The organism is Saccharospirillum sp. ABV4_185, from assembly GCF_056159245.1.
In genome coordinates this window covers 121,774-140,042 of sequence record NZ_JBSWUW010000002.1, presented here as the reverse complement: position 1 = coordinate 140,042, position 18,269 = coordinate 121,774, and the positions used below count along the sequence as shown (strand labels likewise).

General features: G+C 55.2%; 16 protein-coding genes, 4 tRNA genes and 1 riboswitch. Of the genes, 7 read left to right on the top strand and 13 right to left on the bottom strand.

The genetic code is table 11. From position 1 onward, the window contains the following. Positions 1 to 41: 41 nt before the first annotated feature. Genes ACXAE6_RS17780 through thiB form a run of 3 tightly spaced genes read right to left on the bottom strand, consistent with a single transcriptional unit; the run spans position 42 to position 3,252 of the window. The gene (locus ACXAE6_RS17780; protein ID WP_475152303.1) at positions 42 to 767 is read right to left on the bottom strand and encodes a thiamine ABC transporter ATP-binding protein; all 726 of its coding nucleotides are present in this window, start codon (positions 765 to 767) and stop codon (positions 42 to 44) included. Beyond that, a complete protein-coding gene (locus ACXAE6_RS17775) occupies positions 760 to 2,265 on the bottom strand; it encodes an ABC transporter permease subunit (RefSeq protein ID WP_475152298.1) in 1,506 nt (501 codons plus the stop codon). Before ACXAE6_RS17775 ends, ACXAE6_RS17780 begins: the two co-directional genes overlap by 8 nt. Positions 2,266 to 2,268: 3 nt before the next feature. Then, positions 2,269 to 3,252: a thiamine ABC transporter substrate binding subunit gene (gene thiB / locus ACXAE6_RS17770; RefSeq protein ID WP_475152292.1), complete on the bottom strand. Its 984-nt coding sequence runs from the start codon at positions 3,250 to 3,252 to the stop codon at positions 2,269 to 2,271. A 110-nt stretch (positions 3,253 to 3,362) separates the two neighbouring features. Beyond that, positions 3,363 to 3,460, bottom strand: a riboswitch (TPP riboswitch). Between the two features lie 76 nt (positions 3,461 to 3,536). Between thiB and ACXAE6_RS17765 the strand changes: the two genes are divergently transcribed. Further along, on the top strand, positions 3,537 to 4,325 hold the full coding sequence (locus ACXAE6_RS17765) for a phosphotransferase (RefSeq protein ID WP_475152285.1): 789 nt from the start codon (positions 3,537 to 3,539) through the stop codon (positions 4,323 to 4,325). A gap of 6 nt (positions 4,326 to 4,331) precedes the next feature. Here ACXAE6_RS17765 and ltaE read toward each other — a convergent pair whose 3' ends face one another. Continuing rightward, positions 4,332 to 5,360, bottom strand: a complete 1,029-nt coding sequence (ltaE, locus tag ACXAE6_RS17760) for a low-specificity L-threonine aldolase (RefSeq protein WP_475152278.1) — start codon at positions 5,358 to 5,360, stop codon at positions 4,332 to 4,334. A gap of 99 nt (positions 5,361 to 5,459) precedes the next feature. Between ltaE and tpx the strand changes: the two genes are divergently transcribed. Then, the gene (tpx, locus tag ACXAE6_RS17755; protein WP_392805585.1) at positions 5,460 to 5,957 is read left to right on the top strand and encodes a thiol peroxidase; all 498 of its coding nucleotides are present in this window, start codon (positions 5,460 to 5,462) and stop codon (positions 5,955 to 5,957) included. A gap of 77 nt (positions 5,958 to 6,034) precedes the next feature. On the opposite strand, the gene ACXAE6_RS17750 is transcribed toward tpx, so the two are convergent. Then, positions 6,035 to 6,517 (bottom strand): FKBP-type peptidyl-prolyl cis-trans isomerase, encoded by a 483-nt coding sequence (locus ACXAE6_RS17750; RefSeq protein WP_392805588.1) that lies wholly within the window; start codon positions 6,515 to 6,517, stop codon positions 6,035 to 6,037. Between the two features lie 103 nt (positions 6,518 to 6,620). Here ACXAE6_RS17750 and ACXAE6_RS17745 point away from each other — a divergent pair, with 103 nt between their 5' ends. Then, positions 6,621 to 7,466 (top strand): lysostaphin resistance A-like protein, encoded by an 846-nt coding sequence (locus ACXAE6_RS17745; protein ID WP_475152269.1) that lies wholly within the window; start codon positions 6,621 to 6,623, stop codon positions 7,464 to 7,466. Here the strand turns inward: ACXAE6_RS17745 and ACXAE6_RS17740 are convergent. The 6 genes from ACXAE6_RS17740 to ACXAE6_RS17715 are packed head-to-tail and all read right to left on the bottom strand — an operon-like array spanning position 7,463 to position 14,435. Beyond that, positions 7,463 to 8,371, bottom strand: a complete 909-nt coding sequence (locus tag ACXAE6_RS17740; RefSeq protein ID WP_475152266.1) for a DMT family transporter — start codon at positions 8,369 to 8,371, stop codon at positions 7,463 to 7,465. The genes ACXAE6_RS17745 and ACXAE6_RS17740 overlap by 4 nt on opposite strands. A 43-nt stretch (positions 8,372 to 8,414) precedes the next feature. Beyond that, positions 8,415 to 10,001 carry an ABC transporter ATP-binding protein gene (locus tag ACXAE6_RS17735; RefSeq protein ID WP_475152261.1) on the bottom strand — a complete coding sequence of 529 codons (1,587 nt, stop codon included), beginning with the start codon at positions 9,999 to 10,001 and terminating at the stop codon, positions 8,415 to 8,417. A gap of 1 nt (position 10,002) precedes the next feature. Next, complete coding sequence (locus ACXAE6_RS17730; protein ID WP_475152259.1) at positions 10,003 to 11,034, bottom strand: ABC transporter permease; 1,032 nt, start codon at positions 11,032 to 11,034, stop codon at positions 10,003 to 10,005. Then, positions 11,031 to 12,143: a microcin C ABC transporter permease YejB gene (locus ACXAE6_RS17725; RefSeq protein WP_475152256.1), complete on the bottom strand. Its 1,113-nt coding sequence runs from the start codon at positions 12,141 to 12,143 to the stop codon at positions 11,031 to 11,033. Before ACXAE6_RS17725 ends, ACXAE6_RS17730 begins: the two co-directional genes overlap by 4 nt. Before the next feature lie 13 nt (positions 12,144 to 12,156). Continuing rightward, the gene (locus tag ACXAE6_RS17720; protein WP_475152253.1) at positions 12,157 to 13,971 is read right to left on the bottom strand and encodes an extracellular solute-binding protein; all 1,815 of its coding nucleotides are present in this window, start codon (positions 13,969 to 13,971) and stop codon (positions 12,157 to 12,159) included. Positions 13,972 to 14,009: 38 nt separating this feature from the next. Beyond that, the gene (locus ACXAE6_RS17715; protein ID WP_475152250.1) at positions 14,010 to 14,435 is read right to left on the bottom strand and encodes a YbaN family protein; all 426 of its coding nucleotides are present in this window, start codon (positions 14,433 to 14,435) and stop codon (positions 14,010 to 14,012) included. Between the two features lie 218 nt (positions 14,436 to 14,653). Here ACXAE6_RS17715 and ACXAE6_RS17710 point away from each other — a divergent pair. The 4 genes from ACXAE6_RS17710 (at position 14,654) to ACXAE6_RS17695 (ending at position 15,223) form a co-directional block, all read left to right on the top strand. After that, positions 14,654 to 14,729 (top strand) — tRNA-Glu (locus ACXAE6_RS17710). Between the two features lie 48 nt (positions 14,730 to 14,777). Next, a tRNA-Gly gene (locus tag ACXAE6_RS17705) sits at positions 14,778 to 14,852 on the top strand. A gap of 39 nt (positions 14,853 to 14,891) precedes the next feature. After that, a tRNA-Val gene (locus ACXAE6_RS17700) sits at positions 14,892 to 14,994 on the top strand. A gap of 112 nt (positions 14,995 to 15,106) precedes the next feature. Next, positions 15,107 to 15,223, top strand: a tRNA-Val gene (locus tag ACXAE6_RS17695). Between the two features lie 142 nt (positions 15,224 to 15,365). Here ACXAE6_RS17695 and ACXAE6_RS17690 read toward each other — a convergent pair. Beyond that, positions 15,366 to 16,367, bottom strand: a complete 1,002-nt coding sequence (locus ACXAE6_RS17690; RefSeq protein ID WP_475152244.1) for an AraC family transcriptional regulator — start codon at positions 16,365 to 16,367, stop codon at positions 15,366 to 15,368. Positions 16,368 to 16,522: 155 nt separating this feature from the next. Further along, a complete protein-coding gene (locus ACXAE6_RS17685) occupies positions 16,523 to 18,106 on the bottom strand; it encodes a hypothetical protein (RefSeq protein ID WP_475152242.1) in 1,584 nt (527 codons plus the stop codon). Positions 18,107 to 18,269 lie beyond the last annotated feature (163 nt).

Below are 18,269 nucleotides of genomic sequence, written 5' to 3'. Positions count from 1 at the left end.
CGACCTTTTTAGCGCAGATTAACAGCAGGTAACAAATCAGCTTATTCGACTTTTTGGGGGTTCGCCAGTGAGCCGCCTAATAAGGTATCGAACGCGCCCTGGCTGCGTTTGCGTTCGAATTCGGCCAAACTTAAATTCAACCACTGTTCGCTTTCCAGGCCGAGTAACACCTGGTCGGTAGCATCGACCATTTCATCCAGATGGTGGGTGACCAGAATCACCGTACTGCCCTGCTCGCGCTGAATATCACGCACCCACTTCAAGCCCTCCTGGCGCAAGGCCGGATCGAGCGAAGAAAAAGGTTCATCGAGTAACAGCACCGGCTTACGCTGCAAAAACACCCGCGCCAGAGCAACACGTTGCTGCTGGCCACCACTGAGTTGATCCGGGCGTCTGGCCAGCAAGGTTTGCAGTTCAAAGCGTTGCGCCGCCTGTTCCAGATAGGCCTGCTGCGAATCGGTTAAGCGGCCGCTGGGGTTTATACCCAAGGCCAGATTCAGCTCGACGCTGAGGTGATCGAAGAGATTATTGGCCTGGAACAGCACACCAAAAGGACGTTGTGCCACCGGCGTATCCACTAAGCTGTGGCCTTGCCATAAGACGTCACCACTGGTGGGTTGGTGCAAGCCACACAGCAGATTCAACAGCGTCGATTTACCCAAACCACTGGCACCAATAACGGCCATCAGTGAGCCCGCTGACAACTGAAAATCCCAGTGAAAACGACTGTCACCCAAGCGGGCATTTAAGCGTCTGACTTCAAGCACGACGGCCTCCCCGAGCCCATTCGGCCAACAACAACAGCGCCGCACACAACACCAGCAACAGCATCATCAGTTGCGCTGCCAGCGTCATTTGGTAACTGCCCATGGATTGATAAATCAACAATGGCAGGGTTATAAAATCGACCTGCCCCACCAGCGCTGCCACGCCCATATCGCCCAAGCTGAGCACAGCGGCCAGCGCTAATGCCCAGAGCACCACCGGGCGCAGCAAGGGCCAGTAAATCAAGCGCACGGTTGTTACCGTCGACAAACCCAGCACCCGGGTTAAACGCTGATATTGCTGCTGCGCGGCCAAGGCTCTGGCGCGCAGCGGCTGAATAATCAGCGGCATCGCCATCAGTGCATTGATCCAGATAATCAGCGGCCAGGTCGCCTGTTTGGCCCAGCCCAGGCGCAGACACAGCAAAAACAACCCGGTGGTCAGCACCATGGCAGGAATCACCAAAACACCAAAGTTCAGCCAGCGCGAACGATCTTTGCCGCGCACCGGCATACAACGAGTCAAGGCTAATGCAACAGCGCAGACAGCACTGAACAAGGCGATGCCCAGACTGGTTTGCAAGGCCGGGATCAAACGCGCCGACCAATACCAATCATCACGCAGTGCCCGGCCCAGCAAGGCTAAATAAGGCGCCAGCAGCAACACCAGCAGGCTGACAATGGCCAGCCACTGAACCGCTTTCGGTCGCCGGGCAACGACACTGACCGGCAAGCGCGCTGCTTCCATATTGAGCACGCTGCCGCGCCCCAGGGCCGCAATAGCAATCAGCGCAACAGCGCCGTGAATCACTGCATAGAGCGCTGCCGCCCGGGCATCAAAGTCGTATTTCAGCGCCTGATAAACCGCCACTTCCAAATTGGTATTGGCCGGGCCGCCACCGAGGGTGAGGATGACGGTAAAGGAGCTGAAACAAAGCAAGGCTTCGAGCACAAAAACCGGACCGGAAGCGGCGCGCAGCACCGGCCATTCCAGACGGCGCCAGCGTTGCCAGGGGCTTAATCCCAACACCTGAGCGAGGCGCAATTGATGATCAGGAATCTGACTGAGGCGGTCCCATAACAGGCGAATGGCAAAGGGCAGATTCATCGCCAGATGGGCAATCAGAATGCCGTCGAGACCGTAAATACTGCCCGGCAACGCCAGCCAACCTTCACGGCCGAACAGAGCGACCACACCCAGCACCACGGCCAACACAGGCAAGACAAAGGCAAGATTCAAAAACCCGGCCAGCGCCCACTGGCCGCGAAAGGAGCGCTGTGCCAACGCCCAGGCAAAGGGCCAGGCGAGCACCACCGACAAACCGGCCGACAGCACCGCCTGATAGACGGAAAACCACAGCAAGCGACCCAGATAGGCATCAAAATACAGCGCCCAGTCGAGGCCGCGACCGGGATGAGCCACCATGCCCAGACCGGCCAAAAGCAGCGTCAGCCCAAGCAGGACTGCCCCCAGATAACGATAGGCGGACGCTGGATTCATACTTTATTGACTCGCTGCATTACGCCATTCGCGCAACCAGGCGCGGCGGTTATCGGCAACCTCGGCGCTGTCGAACATCAACGTTTTCGGTTTCACCATCTGCTCGAACGACGCCGGTGCATCAGCGCTGTCGAGCACTGGCCACATCCAGTTGGTACCCGGCAGTACATCCTGAGCCGGTTTGCTGATCAGGTAGGCGAGAAAATCGCGCGCCAGCTCCAACTGATCCGATGACGCCAAGGCAGCTGCCACTTCGATCTGGGCATAGTGACCTTCCTCAAAAATAGCCGCCTGATACTGGTCGGTGTCTTCAGCGGTGATGTGATAAGCCGGTGAGGTGGTATAGCTGAGCACCATATCGCTCTCGCCTTCCTGGAACAGCGCATAGGCTTCGCTCCAGCCCGGGGTCACCGTCACCACCTTCTTTTGCAGCTCGCGCCAGGCGTCATCGGCGTCATCGCCAAAGACAGATTTCATCCACAGCATCAGGCCCTGGCCTGGCGTAGATACGCGCGGGTCCTGGTAGATGATGGACAGATCGGAGTCGTACACCAACTCTTCCAATGAGGCCGGCACCTGGTCAACTTTGGTCTGGTCGTAAACAAAGGCGAAGTGGCCGTAGTCGTATGGCACAAAGGCATCATCGTGCCATTCGTAAGGCAGATCGAGCCCGGACAAGTCAAGGCCGTGCTCGGCCAATACGCCCAGTTCGCGGGTTTCAGCAATCAGGGCATCGTCCAGACCGAGGATGATGTCGGCGTCGCTGTTATTGCCTTCCAGACGCAGCCGGTTGAGCAAGGCAACACCGTCTTCCAGGCCGATAAACTCAACATCGCAGCCACATTCGGCTTCAAAACCGGCTTCGATTTGCGGGCCGGGGCCCCACTCGGTGTTGAAGGATTCGTAGGTGTAGATGGTCAGCGGATCAGCCACAGCCGAAGCGGTTAACAACGATAAGGCAGCGACAGGCAAGGAATTCAGTTTCATAAGGCATCCGGTTGAATTGTCGTGAGTGAACAATTACCGGCGTACAAACAGCGCGAGGCGCGTTGCCATCAAACTGTTTGCTGGGGGATAAGGTTGAAGCAGGATTGCGCAAGGCAGATCGTCTCAACTCCCTACGCCAGCATTAACTGGTTCAGGTTCGACGGGTCAGTCTCAGCCACTTCCACAAGCGGCACCCCGGCGAGAACGCGAGCCATTCTACTGATGTCGCCAGCGATGTCCAAATTCTGCAACAATGCGCCCCTTTGATCGCTGAGGATTAGGCAATGGAGCTGGCGCTTTTTCAGGCACTGGAGCAAGTGGGTGACCGACTGCCGGATGATCTGGCGGTACAACGCTGGCCAGGCGGGCTCTGCAATCGGCTGTTCCGGGTGAACACCGGCACCGGCAGTTACGCTCTGCGCATCAACCATCCTGATGTCGAGCGTCTGGGCATTGATCGTCAGCGCGAGCAACAAGTGCTGATTAGCCTGGCCGACCAGCCCTGGTCACCAACGCCGTTGTCGGTCCAGGATCAGTGGCTGCTGACACCCTGGTATGAAGGCACGGCGCCAAGCCGTGGCGAGCACACCGATCTGGCCTGGTTAACCACCGCTTTGATGGCGGTGCAAGCGGTCGAAATCAGCGGCACGCCGCTGAACATTGCCGACCAGATTCGACACCTGCACCACTACACCCATGACCTGCCGGCTGCTTTTACCGAAGCCTTATTAGCCCGCTGCGCGACCTATCATTTGCCCACGCAACTGACGCTGTGCCACCACGACTGGCACCCGGGCAATCTGGCCTTAAGTGACTCTGGTTGGGTATTACTGGATTGGGAATTCGCCGCCTTAGGCGATCCGGCGATGGATCTGGCGGCGGTGTGCAGTGGTTTTGAATTAAACGATGCTCAGAGTGCACAACTGGCCGAAGTGATGGATATCAGCAACGACCGCCTGCACCAGGCGCGAGCGATGATGACCGCGCTCGCCATCGTCTGGTACGCCGCTAACCCCGAGCTCGCCCCCGCCGGCGCACCAGACGCAGATAACTGGCTGGCGCGCTGGGGTTGAAACGGTTTAAGCCGCGTTCAGATGCGCACTGATGCGCTCAATCACCGTGGCTAAGGCGGCATCATCGATGCCCAGGTGCGTGACCAGGCGAATGCGCTGACCACCGGCAATCAACAAACCGCTTTCAGCCAGCGCCGCTTTCAGCGCATCGCCCGTCGCAGCGCTATCGAGGGTGAGAAAAGCCATATTGGTGTGGGCGACTGTGGAGTGAACGTGCGGCAAGCCCGCCAACGCCTGTGCCAGCTCAGCAGCGCGACGATGGTCATCAGCCAACCGCTCAACGTGGTGGTCCAGCGCATAATCGATGGCGGCGGCAAAGATACCGGCCTGGCGCAAGCCGCCACCAACCATCTTGCGCCAACGGCGGGCGCGCTGAATCAGCTCTTGCGAGCCCACCAGAACTGAACCCATGGGCGCACCCAGCCCCTTGGAACAACACAGGCTGACGCTGTCGAACGGCGCCGCCAGTTCGCGCAATGACTGACCCGTTGCCACCGAGGCATTAAACAAACGCGCGCCATCCAGATGCAGCGACAGCCCATAGCGATCCACCAAAGCTCGCGCTTGCTGGCTATAACCGTTCGGCAGCACCTGCCCGCCGTGCGTGTTTTCCAGCGCCAGCACACGGGTGCGGGCAAAGTGGACGTCGTCCGGCTTGATATAGGCTTCGACCTCGGCCAGATCGAGCGTGGCATCGGCCTGCACCGGCAGCGGTTGTGGCTGAATGCTGCCCAATACCGCTGCGCCGCCGGCTTCGTATTTGTAGGTGTGATACTGCTGGCCGACGATGTATTCCTCGCCACGCTGGCAATGCGCCAGCAAAGCCACCAGGTTGCTCTGAGTGCCCGACGGCAGCAACACGGCCGCGGCCTTGCCGGTCATATCCGCCAGACGCGCTTCGAGCGCATTAACGCTGGGGTCATCACCATAAACATCGTCGCCAACCTCGGCCTGAGCCATAACCTGGCGCATGGCCTCGGTGGGTCGGGTGACGGTATCGCTGCGTAGATCAATCGGGGCGGAACGGCTCGACATCTTCAAACTCCTGGCGGCTAAAACCGCATTTTACCATTGCAATTGGGCGGGCGCGCCCCACTTGAGGCAGGGCAACCTTCTCAATCTCAAGGAGACCTCATGGCTGAGATTACGTTACAAGGCAACCCCATCCACACCAGCGGCGATCTGCCGGCCAAGGGCAGCAAAGCTCCGGCTTTCAAGCTGACCAAAACCGATCTGTCTGAGCTGAGTTCTGCTGACCTCGCCAACAAGACCGTGGTCCTGAACATCTTCCCCAGCGTCGATACCCCGACTTGCGCCGCCTCCGTTCGCCATTTCAACGAGGCCATGAGCAAGTTGGATAACGTCGAAGTGCTGTGCGTGTCTGCCGACCTGCCGTTTGCGCAACAACGTTTCTGCGGCGCTGAAGGTCTGGATCGCGTAACACCGGTATCGGTGTTCCGCAGTGAAGCCTTCGGTCAGGACTATGGCGTTAAGATCGTCGACGGCCCGCTGGCCGGTCTGATGGCGCGTTCAGTCGTGGTGATCAAAAATGGTGAGGTCGTGCACACCGAGCTGGTCGCCGAAACCGCGGATGAACCGAACTACGATGCGGCCCTGAGCGCCGTCGCCTGAGCAACCTCTAGATAGCAACTTTTAGGCAGCAATTCAGGCTCAGTAAAAAGGCGCCGAATGGCGCCTTTTTTAATGCTTTAGTGATGGTGCCCGGCCGGCCCGTGCACATGGCCATGGGCGATCTCTTCAGGCTCGGCGGCACGCACTTCGATGATCTCGATATCGAAGGTCAGGGTTTTACCAGCCATCGGATGGTTGGTGTCGACATCGGCGAACTTGTGGCCAACCTTGGCCACCATCACATGACGTACGCCCTTGTCGGTCTGTACCTGAGCAACCATGCCCGGTTGCCAGCGTTTGGCACCGCGCAGATGTTTGATCGGCAGCCGCTGCATGGCATCGGGCCGGCGCTGACCATAGGCCTTTTCCGGCGCGATGGTGACGCTGAAACTGTCGCCGGCATCACGTCCTTCCAGCGCTTCCTCCAAACCACGGATGATGCCACCGTGGCCGTGCAAATAGGCATTGGGTTCGCCGCTGCGCGAACTTTCAATGTCGTTACCTTGTTCGTCGCTGACGCTGTAGTGAAACAAGACCACCTGATTCTTTTCGATCGGCATAACATTCTCCGCGCCGGTAAGGGTGCGCCATTATAGCCAGCTGTGGCGTTGACTCCAGTCGCCACTGTGGTCAACTGGTGCGATTCTTTTACCGGTCCCTGCCATGCTCCCTTTTGCCCTCTTCTATTCACTGGCGCTGGTCGTGCTTGGCCTGGCGCAACACGATCGGCTGCGCTACGGCGGTGCTGCCCTGCTGCTCTTTGTTGCCGCCCTGATTGGCTATACCGATTGGCTGTTCTTTGCCGTGGCGCTGGGCTATGTATTGCTGACCGCCTGGATGCGATTGCGCCCTGGTCCGCTGTGGCTGAACCTTGCTCGCGGTGCGCTTTGGTTGGTGATCAGCGCGCTGCTGTTTGGCCATGCCGTGCCCGGTTATCAGGGACTGGTGGTTGTGGCCGACAGCGCGCTGAAAGCCAACAGCATCGCCAGCAGCCTGTACTTCAATCACGACAAAGTATTGGTCGCCTGGTCGCTGCTGGCCTTTATGCCGCTGTTTCGCTCCAGCCTGGAAGCCCGGCCGTTACCAAACAAAATTTTAACCATCGCAGCACTCACCAGCGGCATTGCCCTGCCCTTGTTGCTGGCTTGGTCGAGCGGACTGATCGGCTGGCAACCGGCCATCCCCACCGCTTTCTGGATTTTCGCCTGTGCCAACCTGCTCAATACCTGTCTGGCGGAAGAGCTGCTGTTTAGAGGCGTCGTGCAGGGCTGGCTGCAGCGCCGTCTGGGACCCTGGCCTGCGCTGTTGCTGGCAGCAGCCTTGTTTGGCATCGCGCATCTGGCCGGAGGCTGGACTTATGTTGCAGTGGTTACGCTGGCGGGACTGGTCTACGGCCTGGCCTATTTATGGACCGGCCGTTTGCTCTGGGCGGTGCTGGTGCACTGGTTATTGAACCTCGCGCACCTGCTGTTGTTTACCTATCCGCTAACCGCCACAGCGGTGAACTAAAGCGGCGGGTCGGCCGGTGTAACCAGGTCGGTTTCCGGGCGACGCAGTGACAGCCAGGAATGCACGAAGATGGCACCCATAATGGCAATGCCACCAACAAAGGTCAGCGGCGGAATGGCTTCACTCAACACCAGCCAGACCCAGATCGGGCCGAGCAAGGTTTCGATCAACAAAAACAAACTGACCTCCGGCGCGGGCAAATAACGCGTCGCCGTCATAATCAACACCGAGGCAACCGGCATCTGCAACAAGCCCATGACCGCCAGCCAGCCGTAGCTGCTTGCCGCCAAGGTCAGCGGGTCGGAAAAAGCGACGCATAACAAAGATGTGACCAAACCACTGAGCGCCACCACCGGCATCTTGGGCAAGTTGGGCAAGCGGCGCAGCAAGGTCAGCATCAAGCCCATCAGCATTGCCAGCAATAACGCCAGGGCATCACCGCGCCATTGATCCAGACCAACGGAGCCGGCAAACACAATAAGCACACCGGACATGGCGACGATAATGGCAATCCAGGTGCGCAACGGAATCGTCTCGCGCAACAGCACCCAGGAAAACAAGGCGGCAAAAAACGACGACGACGCCAACACCACCACCGTATTGGCGACCGAGGTGTGGTTGACACTAAATACAAATAAGCCGGTGTTGATACCGTACAGCATGGTGACAATCACCGCGGCCAAACCATGCGCTGCATAGATACGAAACTGCTGAGCGCGGCCGGTGACAATAATAAAGGTCGTCATCGACACAAAGACCAGCGCACCGCGCCAGAAACCAACATCGTAGGGCGACGCGCCGACAAGACGCACCAACAAGGCATCGAAACTCAATACCAGCACGCCCAGAGCGGCAATCAAAACTCCCTTGCGATGGTCGACGATAGGCGCCGATACTGCGGTCATAAGTTCATCCTGTTTTTATTCGAGGTCACGCAGCTAAAAACATTCAGCCAAAAGCCGTTTTCAACAGCGCTTGAGTGTACGGATGTTGCGGCTGAGCAAACAGCCTGGAGGCGACACCCTGCTCCACCACCTGGCCGTCTTTCATCACCAACACTGAGTGACAGAGCGCCTTAACCACCTTCAAATCGTGGCTGATAAACAGATAAGCCAGACCGTGATCAGCCTGCAATCGCTTAAGCAACTCGATCACCTGAAACTGCACCGTGCGATCAAGCGACGAGGTGGGTTCATCGAGAATAATAAAACGCGGTCGCATCACCAAAGCCCGGGCGATGGCAATGCGCTGACGCTGGCCACCGGAAAATTCATTGGGATAACGGAAACGCAATTCAGGGTTCAGTTCGACTTCCTCGAGCGCACGTATCACTTCGCGCTCGCGTTCTTGCGGCGTGCCGATCTGATGAATATCGAGACCTTCGCGAACAATCTGCTCCACCGACAAACGCGGACTCAAACTGCCGTACGGGTCCTGAAAGACTATCTGCATGGCACGTCGGTATGGACGCAGTTCGGTGTTGCTCAACGACTGCAGATCCTGCCCATCAAAACGCACCTCGCCCTGAGCCGTATTAAGCCGCAATAAAGCACGCGCCAACGTCGATTTACCCGAACCGCTTTCGCCCACCACGCCCAGCGACTCACCTTGATGCAGCCGGAAACTGATGTCGTCGACCGCTTTTACATGATCCACAGTGCGACGCAAAATGCCGCGCTGAATAGGAAACCAGACGCGCATGGATTGGGCTTCCAGCAGCAAGGGCGCTGCTTCGTTCAAAGGTGCGGGGGCATCGCCCGGCTCGGCGGCCAATAACTTTTGGGTGTAGGGATGCTGCGGCTGATCAAACACCTGCCGGGTAGTACCGACCTCGACCAGACGCCCGCCTTCCATCACTGCCACCCGATCGGAAAAGCGATTCACCAGCGTCAGATCGTGGGTAATGAAAAGCACCGTCAAACCCAGCTCTTTTTGCAGCCGGACCAGCAGCTCCAAAATCTGTGCTTGGATGGTGACATCGAGCGCGGTGGTCGGTTCATCGGCGATCAAAAGCTCAGGATCGTTCATCAATGCCAGCGCGATCATCACCCTTTGCCGTTCACCACCGGACAACTGATGCGGATAGGCGCGCAATTTTTTCTCCGGCGATTTCAAACCGACGCGTTCCAACATCGCCAAGGCCTGTTGAACGGCCTCGCTGCGACGCACCGGCTGATGCAGTTCGAGCATTTCCACCAGCTGTTTTTCAACCGTATGCAGCGGGTTTAACGAGGTCATCGGTTCCTGAAAAATAACGCTGATTTTGCCGCCGCGTAAACGACGTAACTCGTTGTCGCTCATCGAGCGCACCGACTGCCCTTTCCATTCGATATCACCACTTAGGAAAGTCAGCGGTGGTTCCGGCAACAAACGTAAAATGGATAAAGCAGTGACGCTCTTACCCGAGCCACTTTCGCCCACCAGCGAAACCACTTCACCGGCGTTTAATTCCAGGCTGACATCGTGCACCACGGGCAAAACCTGATCGCCCTGTTTAAAGCCCAACGACAGCTGTTTCAGCGCTAACAAACTCATATCAATAGGCCTTACGCGGATCGAAGGCATCACGCACGCCTTCGCCGATAAAGATCAGCGTGGTGAGCATAAAACCAACGATAAAAAAGGCAGTAAAACCCAGCCAGGGCGCCTGAATATTAGCCTTACCCTGCGCCAACAATAATCCCAACGAAGGGGATCCCGGCGGCATACCAAAACCGAGAAAATCGAGAGAGGTTAAGATAGTGATTGAGCCTGACAGGGTGAACGGCATAAAGGTTAAAGTCGCGACCATGGCATTGGGCAGAATATGGCGAAACATCAAGCGCCCGTCGCTCATACCCATGGCACGCGCCGCCTGGACGTATTCAAAATTACGCGCGCGCAGAAACTCAGCGCGCACCACACCGACAAAACCCATCCAGCCAAACAGCAGCGTAACCAGCAACAACCAGCCGAAACCGGGCGTAACGATACTCATCAGGATAATCAGCATAAACAGCTGCGGCATGCTGCTCCAGATTTCGATAAATCGCTGCATAAACAGATCGAGCCGGCCGCCATAAAACCCCTGTACCGCTCCGGCAGCAATGCCGATAACCGCGGTGATAATGGTGACTGCAAAACCAAACAGGACGGATATGCGAAAACCGTAAAGCAGATTCGCTACGACATCGCGGCCTTTGTCGTCGGTACCCAGCCAGTTATCGCTGGTCGGCGGACTCGGTGCCGGACTGGGTAAGTCGTAATTGATGGTGTTGTAGCCGTAAGGAATGGGCGGCCACAAAATCCAACCCTTTTCAGCGATCAGTTCGCGCATATAGGGATCGCGATAATCAGCGGGCAACTCAAAGTCGCCGCCAAAATCGGTTTCCAGATAGGTCGTGGCGACCGGGAAATAAGGTTGGCCGTCGTACCAGACCAGCAAAGGTTGATCGTTGGCAACCAGTTCCGATGCCATCGACACCACAAAGACGATGCCGAAAATCCATAAACTCCACCAGGCTCGACGATTGGCTTTAAACCGCTGCCAACGCTGGCGACCGACCGGCGTCAACTGAAACCAGCTCATGAGCGCGCCTCAAAATCAATGCGTGGATCGACCAGCGTATAGGTCAGGTCACTGATGATATTCATCACCAAGCCCAGCAAGGTAAACACATAGAGGGTGGAAAACATCACCGGATAATCGCGTTGCAGGGTGGATTCGAAACCGAGCAGTCCCAATCCATCAAGTGAGAAAATGGTTTCGATTAACAGAGCACCACTGAAGAAGATGGCAATAAATGCGCTGGGAAAGCCGGCGATAATGATCAACATGGCATTGCGAAACACATGACCGTAAAGAATGCGTTTTTCCGTCGCGCCTTTGGCGCGCGCTGTCATCACATATTGCTTATGGATTTCATCAAGAAAAGAGTTTTTGGTCAGCATGGTCAGGCCGGCAAAGCCACCAATTACCATGGCGAAAATTGGCAGTGCCATATGCCAGAAATAGTCAGCGATTTTTCCCAGCAAACTGAGCTCTTCCCAGTTCGACGAGGTCAGGCCACGCAATGGAAACCAATCGAAATAGCTGCCACCGGCAAAAAGGATGATCAGCAGCACGGCAAACAGGAAAGACGGAATGGCATTGGCAGCGAAAATGACGCCCGAAGTCCAGACATCAAAAGGAGAAGAGTGTTTGACCGCCTTGCGAATACCCAAAGGAATGGAGACCAAATAGATGATCAGCGTCGACCATAGTCCCAAAGAAATGGAGACCGGCATACGTTCAACAATCAAATCAACGACGGATCCACCACGAAACAGGCTATCGCCGAAATCGAAACGCAGATAATCCCACAGCATGCTGAAATAGCGTTCGTGCAGTGGTCGATCAAACCCAAAACGCGCCTCGATGGCTTCGATGTCTTTTTCAGTCAGGCCGCGGGCACCGCGGTAGGAGGAATCTCCAGTGCGGTTGCCGCTGCCACTGCTTTGCTGATTACTGTCGGCGGTATCGCTTTGATTGTTGCCGGTAACGCGATCCAGCATAGAAGCGGTATTGCCTTCCAGTTTGGCAATCATCTGATCAACCGGACCGCCGGGAGCGACCTGGATGATCAGAAAATTGATGGTCACGATCGCCCAAAGCGTCGGAATAATCAGCAGCAGCCGGCGTACTAAATAGGCAGTCATAAAATCGGCTTACTCAACGACCGTTACGCTCCGGTAAGGTTTGCGCCGCCTGCGCATCGTACCACCAGGACGAGGCGCCCAGAGAGTAACGGGGAAGGCGCTCTGGTCGACCAAACTTGTTCCAGTAAGAGACCCAGTGCTCGCTGTTATGCCATTGTGGTACGGCGTAATAACGCCACAACAACACCCGATCGAGCGCCCGGCCATAGGCCAGCAATAACTCTTCATCCTGCTGGTTATCCATCACTCCCTGAATCAGTGCATCAATCACCGGGTCCTGGGTGCCCACCATGTTATAGCTGGAATCCAGATAGCCACTGCCCCATTGAATTCGAAGATTGTCGTTGGGGTAGGCGTAACTGAAGAAGGCGCGCGACACCATATCGAAATCACGCTCACGCAAACGATTGACATACTGAGTAGTGTCGACCGTCCTTATGGTCATATTAATACCGGCTTTGGCCAGATTTTCTTTAAAGGGAATGGCAATGCGTTCGTTATCTGGCCGATAAAGCAGCAACTCAAAACTCAGGGGTTCACCGGTTTCGACATTGACCATCTGACCATCGCGACTTTCATAGCCCGCATCACGCAACAAAGCCAATGCCTGCCTCAGTTGTGGCCGGATATTACCGCTGCCGTCGGTCTGCACGTTGCTGTAGGGCTGGGTAAAAACCTCATCGGGGATCTGCCCGCGGAATTCTTCCAGGATAGCCAGTTCTTGCTCTTGCGGCAGTCCGGTGGCCATGTATTCGGTGTTCTGAAAATAGCTGTAGGTACGATTGTAATAACCGTAGAGCAGATTAGCGTTTGTCCATTCAAAATCGAACAGCTGATTGATCGCCATTCTGACGCGGCGGTCTTCAAATACCGGACGTTGGATGTTAAAGACAAAGCCCTGCATACCGGTCGGTATTTCGTGGGGAATACTTTCCTTTATGATAAAGCCATCATCAAAGTTACTGCCGGTGTATTGAGTCGCCCACTTACGGGCAGACGATTCCGTTCGATAATCATAGTCACCCTTTTTAAAGGCCTCTAACAAAACGGTGTCGTCCAGATAATAGTCAACACGTTCTCGCTCAATGTTCAGCTGACCCCGTTGAGTGGGGTGATCGATTGCCCAGTAATCGTCGATTCGCTGATAGACAACATACTGTCCCATCTCATATTCACTGATGGTATAGGCGCCGCTGCCAAGCGGAACATCTTCAAAAGGCTCGGAGAAATCACGATCAGCGAAATCATGCTCCGGCAGAACCGGCAAAGCTGCCAGGCCAACCAGGTCCGACTTGCTTGGACCCGGCAGATCAAAACGCACCCGACGAGCGTCCAGAACCTCGACCGTTACCCCCTCATAGATGTTACGAAATTGCGGCACGCCGTCGGTCATTAAGAGATTAAACGTAAAGGCGACATCTGAGGCCTCAATCGGGCTGCCATCTTGAAAAGTCGCATCCGGATTCAAATGAAAGATGATCCAGTCGTTAGTAGCCGGATACTCCACCTGCTCGGCAATCAGTCCGTAATAGACTCCCACTTCATCACCGTTACCGACCATCAGAGAATCAAACAGATAAGAGGCAATACTCGCCGGGGTTGTGCCGCGCAGCGCAAAACGATTGAAGTTATCAAAAGTGCCACGAGCGCCGTAGGTTACTGATCCGGTTCGAGGCGCATCCGGGTTCACATAATCCCAATGCTCGAAGCCTTGCTGGTATTTGGGCTCGCCACGCTCGGCGATGTAATAGGAGACGGTAACGTCTTCCTCAGCAAGCGCCGGAAACGCCAGACACACAGTAACCACAGCCGCAAGACGGGCTCTCATAATGACTCCCTCACAAATTAGATGATGTGATGTTCTTATTAGGATGGCCGACGTTGTACAACCGCCGGCTTTGTCGCCGCTTGGCGTTGCGACAATGGTACGGTCGACAGCCGTCCGATACCGACGGTACAGGCGACCCAAAAACAAACCAGCATGACCTTCAACGGCCAGGGATCAACAACGGCGATGGACACTGCGAAGGTAACGGCCACCACCAGCAAGGCGGTTCGCTTGGAGCGCTTTTCGATATATCGCTCACGCTGCCAGTTGTCGATCAAGGGTCCAAACACTTTAGAAGATAACAACCAGCGGTGGAAGCGTGGCGAAGTGCGGGCAAAACAAAAGGCCGCCAGCAACATAAAGGGCGTGGTCGGCAGAACCGGCAAGACCACACCCAAGGCGCCCAGGCCGACACAGATCCAGCCGGCGGTAAAAATCATCCAACGAAACAACCAACGATGCATGGACCCACTTCCTCTAAACCGCCGGTACACCGAACACTAACCAGGACTCCAACCATAGCAAAGCCCAATGACAGGCGGTACACCGGTGCTGGTAAAGCGCGCTAAAACCGGTGTAACACACTGATTTAGATAATTTTTTTAGAAAAAGCCTTGCAAAGGTCAAAACCGATGGTAAGATGCGCCCCGCTTTCGACGAAATCGCCGATCGCTTTCTGAAGGTCCCGTTCGTCTAGTGGCCTAGGACACCGCCCTTTCACGGCGGTAACAGGGGTTCGAGTCCCCTACGGGACGCCACTTCAGAATAGAATTTGCGGAAGTACTCAATAGGGTACAACCCGCCCTGCGGGAATAGCTCAGTGGTAGAGCACAACCTTGCCAAGGTTGGGGTCGCGAGTTCGAATCTCGTTTCCCGCTCCAAATTTAAAGAGACCCGGACATGTTCCGGGTTTTTTGTATGTAGCAAAAGCTCAGTGGTAGAGCACAACCTTGACCGAGGTTGGGGCCGGGCGGGCAGCCTCGCGAGCCGGTGTGCCGGCGCAGTCGAATCTCGTTTGCTGCGGCCATTGCATGGCCTTGCCCTTCGGGCTCGCTGCGCTCACGCAAAAGCCTTTACAGGCTTTAGTCCCGCTCCAAATTTAAAGAGACCCGGACATGTTCCGGGTTTTTTGTATGTAGCAAAAGCTCAGTGGTAGAGCACAACCTTGACCGAGGTTAGGGCCGGGCGGGCAGCCTCGCGAGCCGGTGTGCCGGCCACCGGAATGCCGGCCAGACGAATCTCGTTTGCTGCGGCCATTGCATGGCCTTGCCCTTCGGGCTCGCTGCGCTCACGCAAAAGCCTTGCCGGCTTTAGTCCCGCTCCAAATTATGAAAAGCAGCCTAATGGCTGCTTTTTTGTATCGGGTTTCCAGATTCCTTGGTTCTATTCCCACCCTATTCCCATCTCCGCCTGGCCTTATAAAAAGCGCTGACATCCATAAACCCCAGCTTGTGAGCCAGCTGTGAGGCAGGTAAGCCACGCAGTTGTTCAAAACAACGTCTACGCGCATCGTCCAGCAACTGAGAATAGCGCACCCCTTCATTAGCCAGTTTGCGTACCAGGGTTGAGCGGCTCATGCACAATTCCCGGGCCATTCTTGCCTGGCTGCCGTAATGAGACAGATTCTTGTCCAATAACTGCTGCACGCGGCCACTTAACGTCTGTTGCTGGGCTATCTGCGAACGCAGACTTGTTGCTCGCTGTGACAATATTTTAAATAGATAGGGGTGCTCACCTCCCTGAACCGGGGTAGCAAACACAGAACTGGGCACGATCAGGGCGTTACGGTCGGCGTTATAGCGTATCGACGTGCGGAAACAGCGCTCCACGGCAGCATGATATTCAGCTTTGGGATAAGCAAATTCGACCGCAACTAAAGGCAACGGCTGCTGGCACAGGTGACACCCCCAGTGATACAGCACCGACATGCTGCGCTCTACCGCGCATCGCGGGTATTCGATCGACGAGGAAAAACGAAAACTGAGCACCGTGCGATCACCTTCCACTTCCACCTTCCAGTGATCCGCAGGATTCACCAATAGAATGTTTTCAAGATAAGTCTCCAACACCTCGCCCAGATCGCGACAGGACTGCATTAAATAACTGGGCAGTCCTCTGGGTTCCGGGGCGACACGAGTGCCAAACTCAACGCCTATAGCCGGAAAAAAAGGACTCTCACTGGCTTGTTGCCACAGCCAGACCAGCCAGGCTTCCGGGTAACGCTTCTCAAGCAGATCGCTGATATCGGCGTTGTCCTGCAGTTGCTCAACCTGGGCAGCCAAAGGGGTATAGAGATGTCGCAGTGACGAATTATTAATGATGTTCAAGCGCAGTAGCTCTCGGGCGAGATCTACGACAGCAATGGCTGATACGCTGGGCTGAGCATCCGGTGACATATCCCTGCCTCCGTTTCTGGTGCGTCAAATTTCCGATAATCTGCGCCAGGTCAGTCAAATTAGCAATGCTCTGTTGAGACCGGTTTAACAACAATCCGAACTAATGCGAACAAGATCAAAACTTCTGACCCGCACCACTATAGAAATAGCCAGTCTCAGCCCTCCAAACCGTTCGATACGTCATGGTCAATGACTTTAAGATGAGCGCCACTGTTCATCTGGGTAGGGTTCAACAGCAATTCCCTAAGCTCAATTGGATTAAGGCTGTAATTGTCGCTATTCAACTGTTCAGTAAAATCCAGAAGCTCACGATCTTGTTTTAACGTAGTTTGCCAGTCGACCAGAATTCCTTCATTGTATTCCCGGCTGTCAAACTGGCTGTTAAAGCTGCGCTGCTGACTGGCAGTCACCTTACCATCGACAGTGTTCACCTGAGTGAGGGTTTCAGCCTGTTCCGAGAGGGTAAAATATTGATAGTTCTGGTTTTCAAAATCCACTTCATCCAGGTGGTCCAGCGGCTTAAAGTAACTGGCGTCCAACGACCACAATTGACGCTGCTCCACGCTACGATTCATTGAGTCTTTGGTAAATACTTCGCTTTGCTGTGCCAGCGACAAAGAGAATTTCTCTTCCTGATCCAGGCGGCGTGGATCAGTATTCGCTCGCTGAACCCGGCCATCAAATTCGACCGTAAAATCGGCAAGGCCGGTTAACATTTCAGCTTCGTAAGCTTTACTTCCAATGCCAAAATACTTCGTTTCTTTATCGGTCAGTTGATGCAGTGCATCGAACGCATCCAGCAACAGATCACGCTGATCACTTTGTCCTTTAGCACGCTGTACTCCGTCAAGCATCATCTGTCGATAATGAGCAACAGCAGCATCGCGACGATCAGCATCTGCACTGGCTAAAATACCGGTCTTATCCAGCGTTAGCTGCAGAACATTCCCTTGAATAACTCCCTCAATATTCCGCGAATTCTCGGTGTCGGTTACTTTCAGATTGACGCCGTTCTTATGACCCCGGTCCATCGACAGTGACAACTCGCCCAGGTGATTAAGTTCACCCAGCTTTAACTGACCCAGATCAAACTTGCCTCCCTGGAAATACTGATTCGCCAGAAGATTAAGATTTTCTGAAAAATCAGCCAGCTCCTCCTGTTCACTCTGCGACAGCTTACCTTCAACCTGGTAACTAAAATCAATGCCATGTCGCTGCACACCGCCGGTGGCACCTTCTGCTGTACCGGTGGCAGTATGCTGAGAGAACTTAAAAGTTATTAGGTCACCATCTTTGGTTTTAAACTGCAGCGCTAAAGACGCATCAACCTGAACATCATTAGCTTGAAAGGTTGCCGGGTCAATCGACTGTCGGCCACCGCTGACATCATAATACTCGTAGTTATTGACCGCCTGTCGGACCGACTGGGTTCCATTGGCAAGAAAAGCCGTCATGTTCTGCGATAAGTTATTGACCGCTCTACCGCGCTGCGTATGTTCCAGCTGATTGCTCAGTTGCGCCGTTAGCTTGTCTGGGGCATCACTCGACAGGACATGCTGATAGCTGCGTTTGACCGGAGGCTGGTAAATCCCACCCTCATCCGGCTTGATACTCTGGCTCGACAAAACCGCTATGTCGTTGCCTTGGAACGCTGAGTCCTGGATTGGAGCCGTGGGTGATGGCTGGACTCTGCCTTGAGGTGCAAAAGCGAAAGGTTGGATGGCGCTCAGGTTAGTCATAGGCTGCTCACAGAAATCCCTCTGTTAACCACCATAACGGCCTTGGCTTTAATAGCTTTAACCCAAGAGGCGCGTTTGCGCCCCTTTGAGTGAAGACCGCTTAGTGTATGCAAAGATCGCCGGCACTAGCCAACAAGTTCAAAGCGATAAGTTATATCAGCTG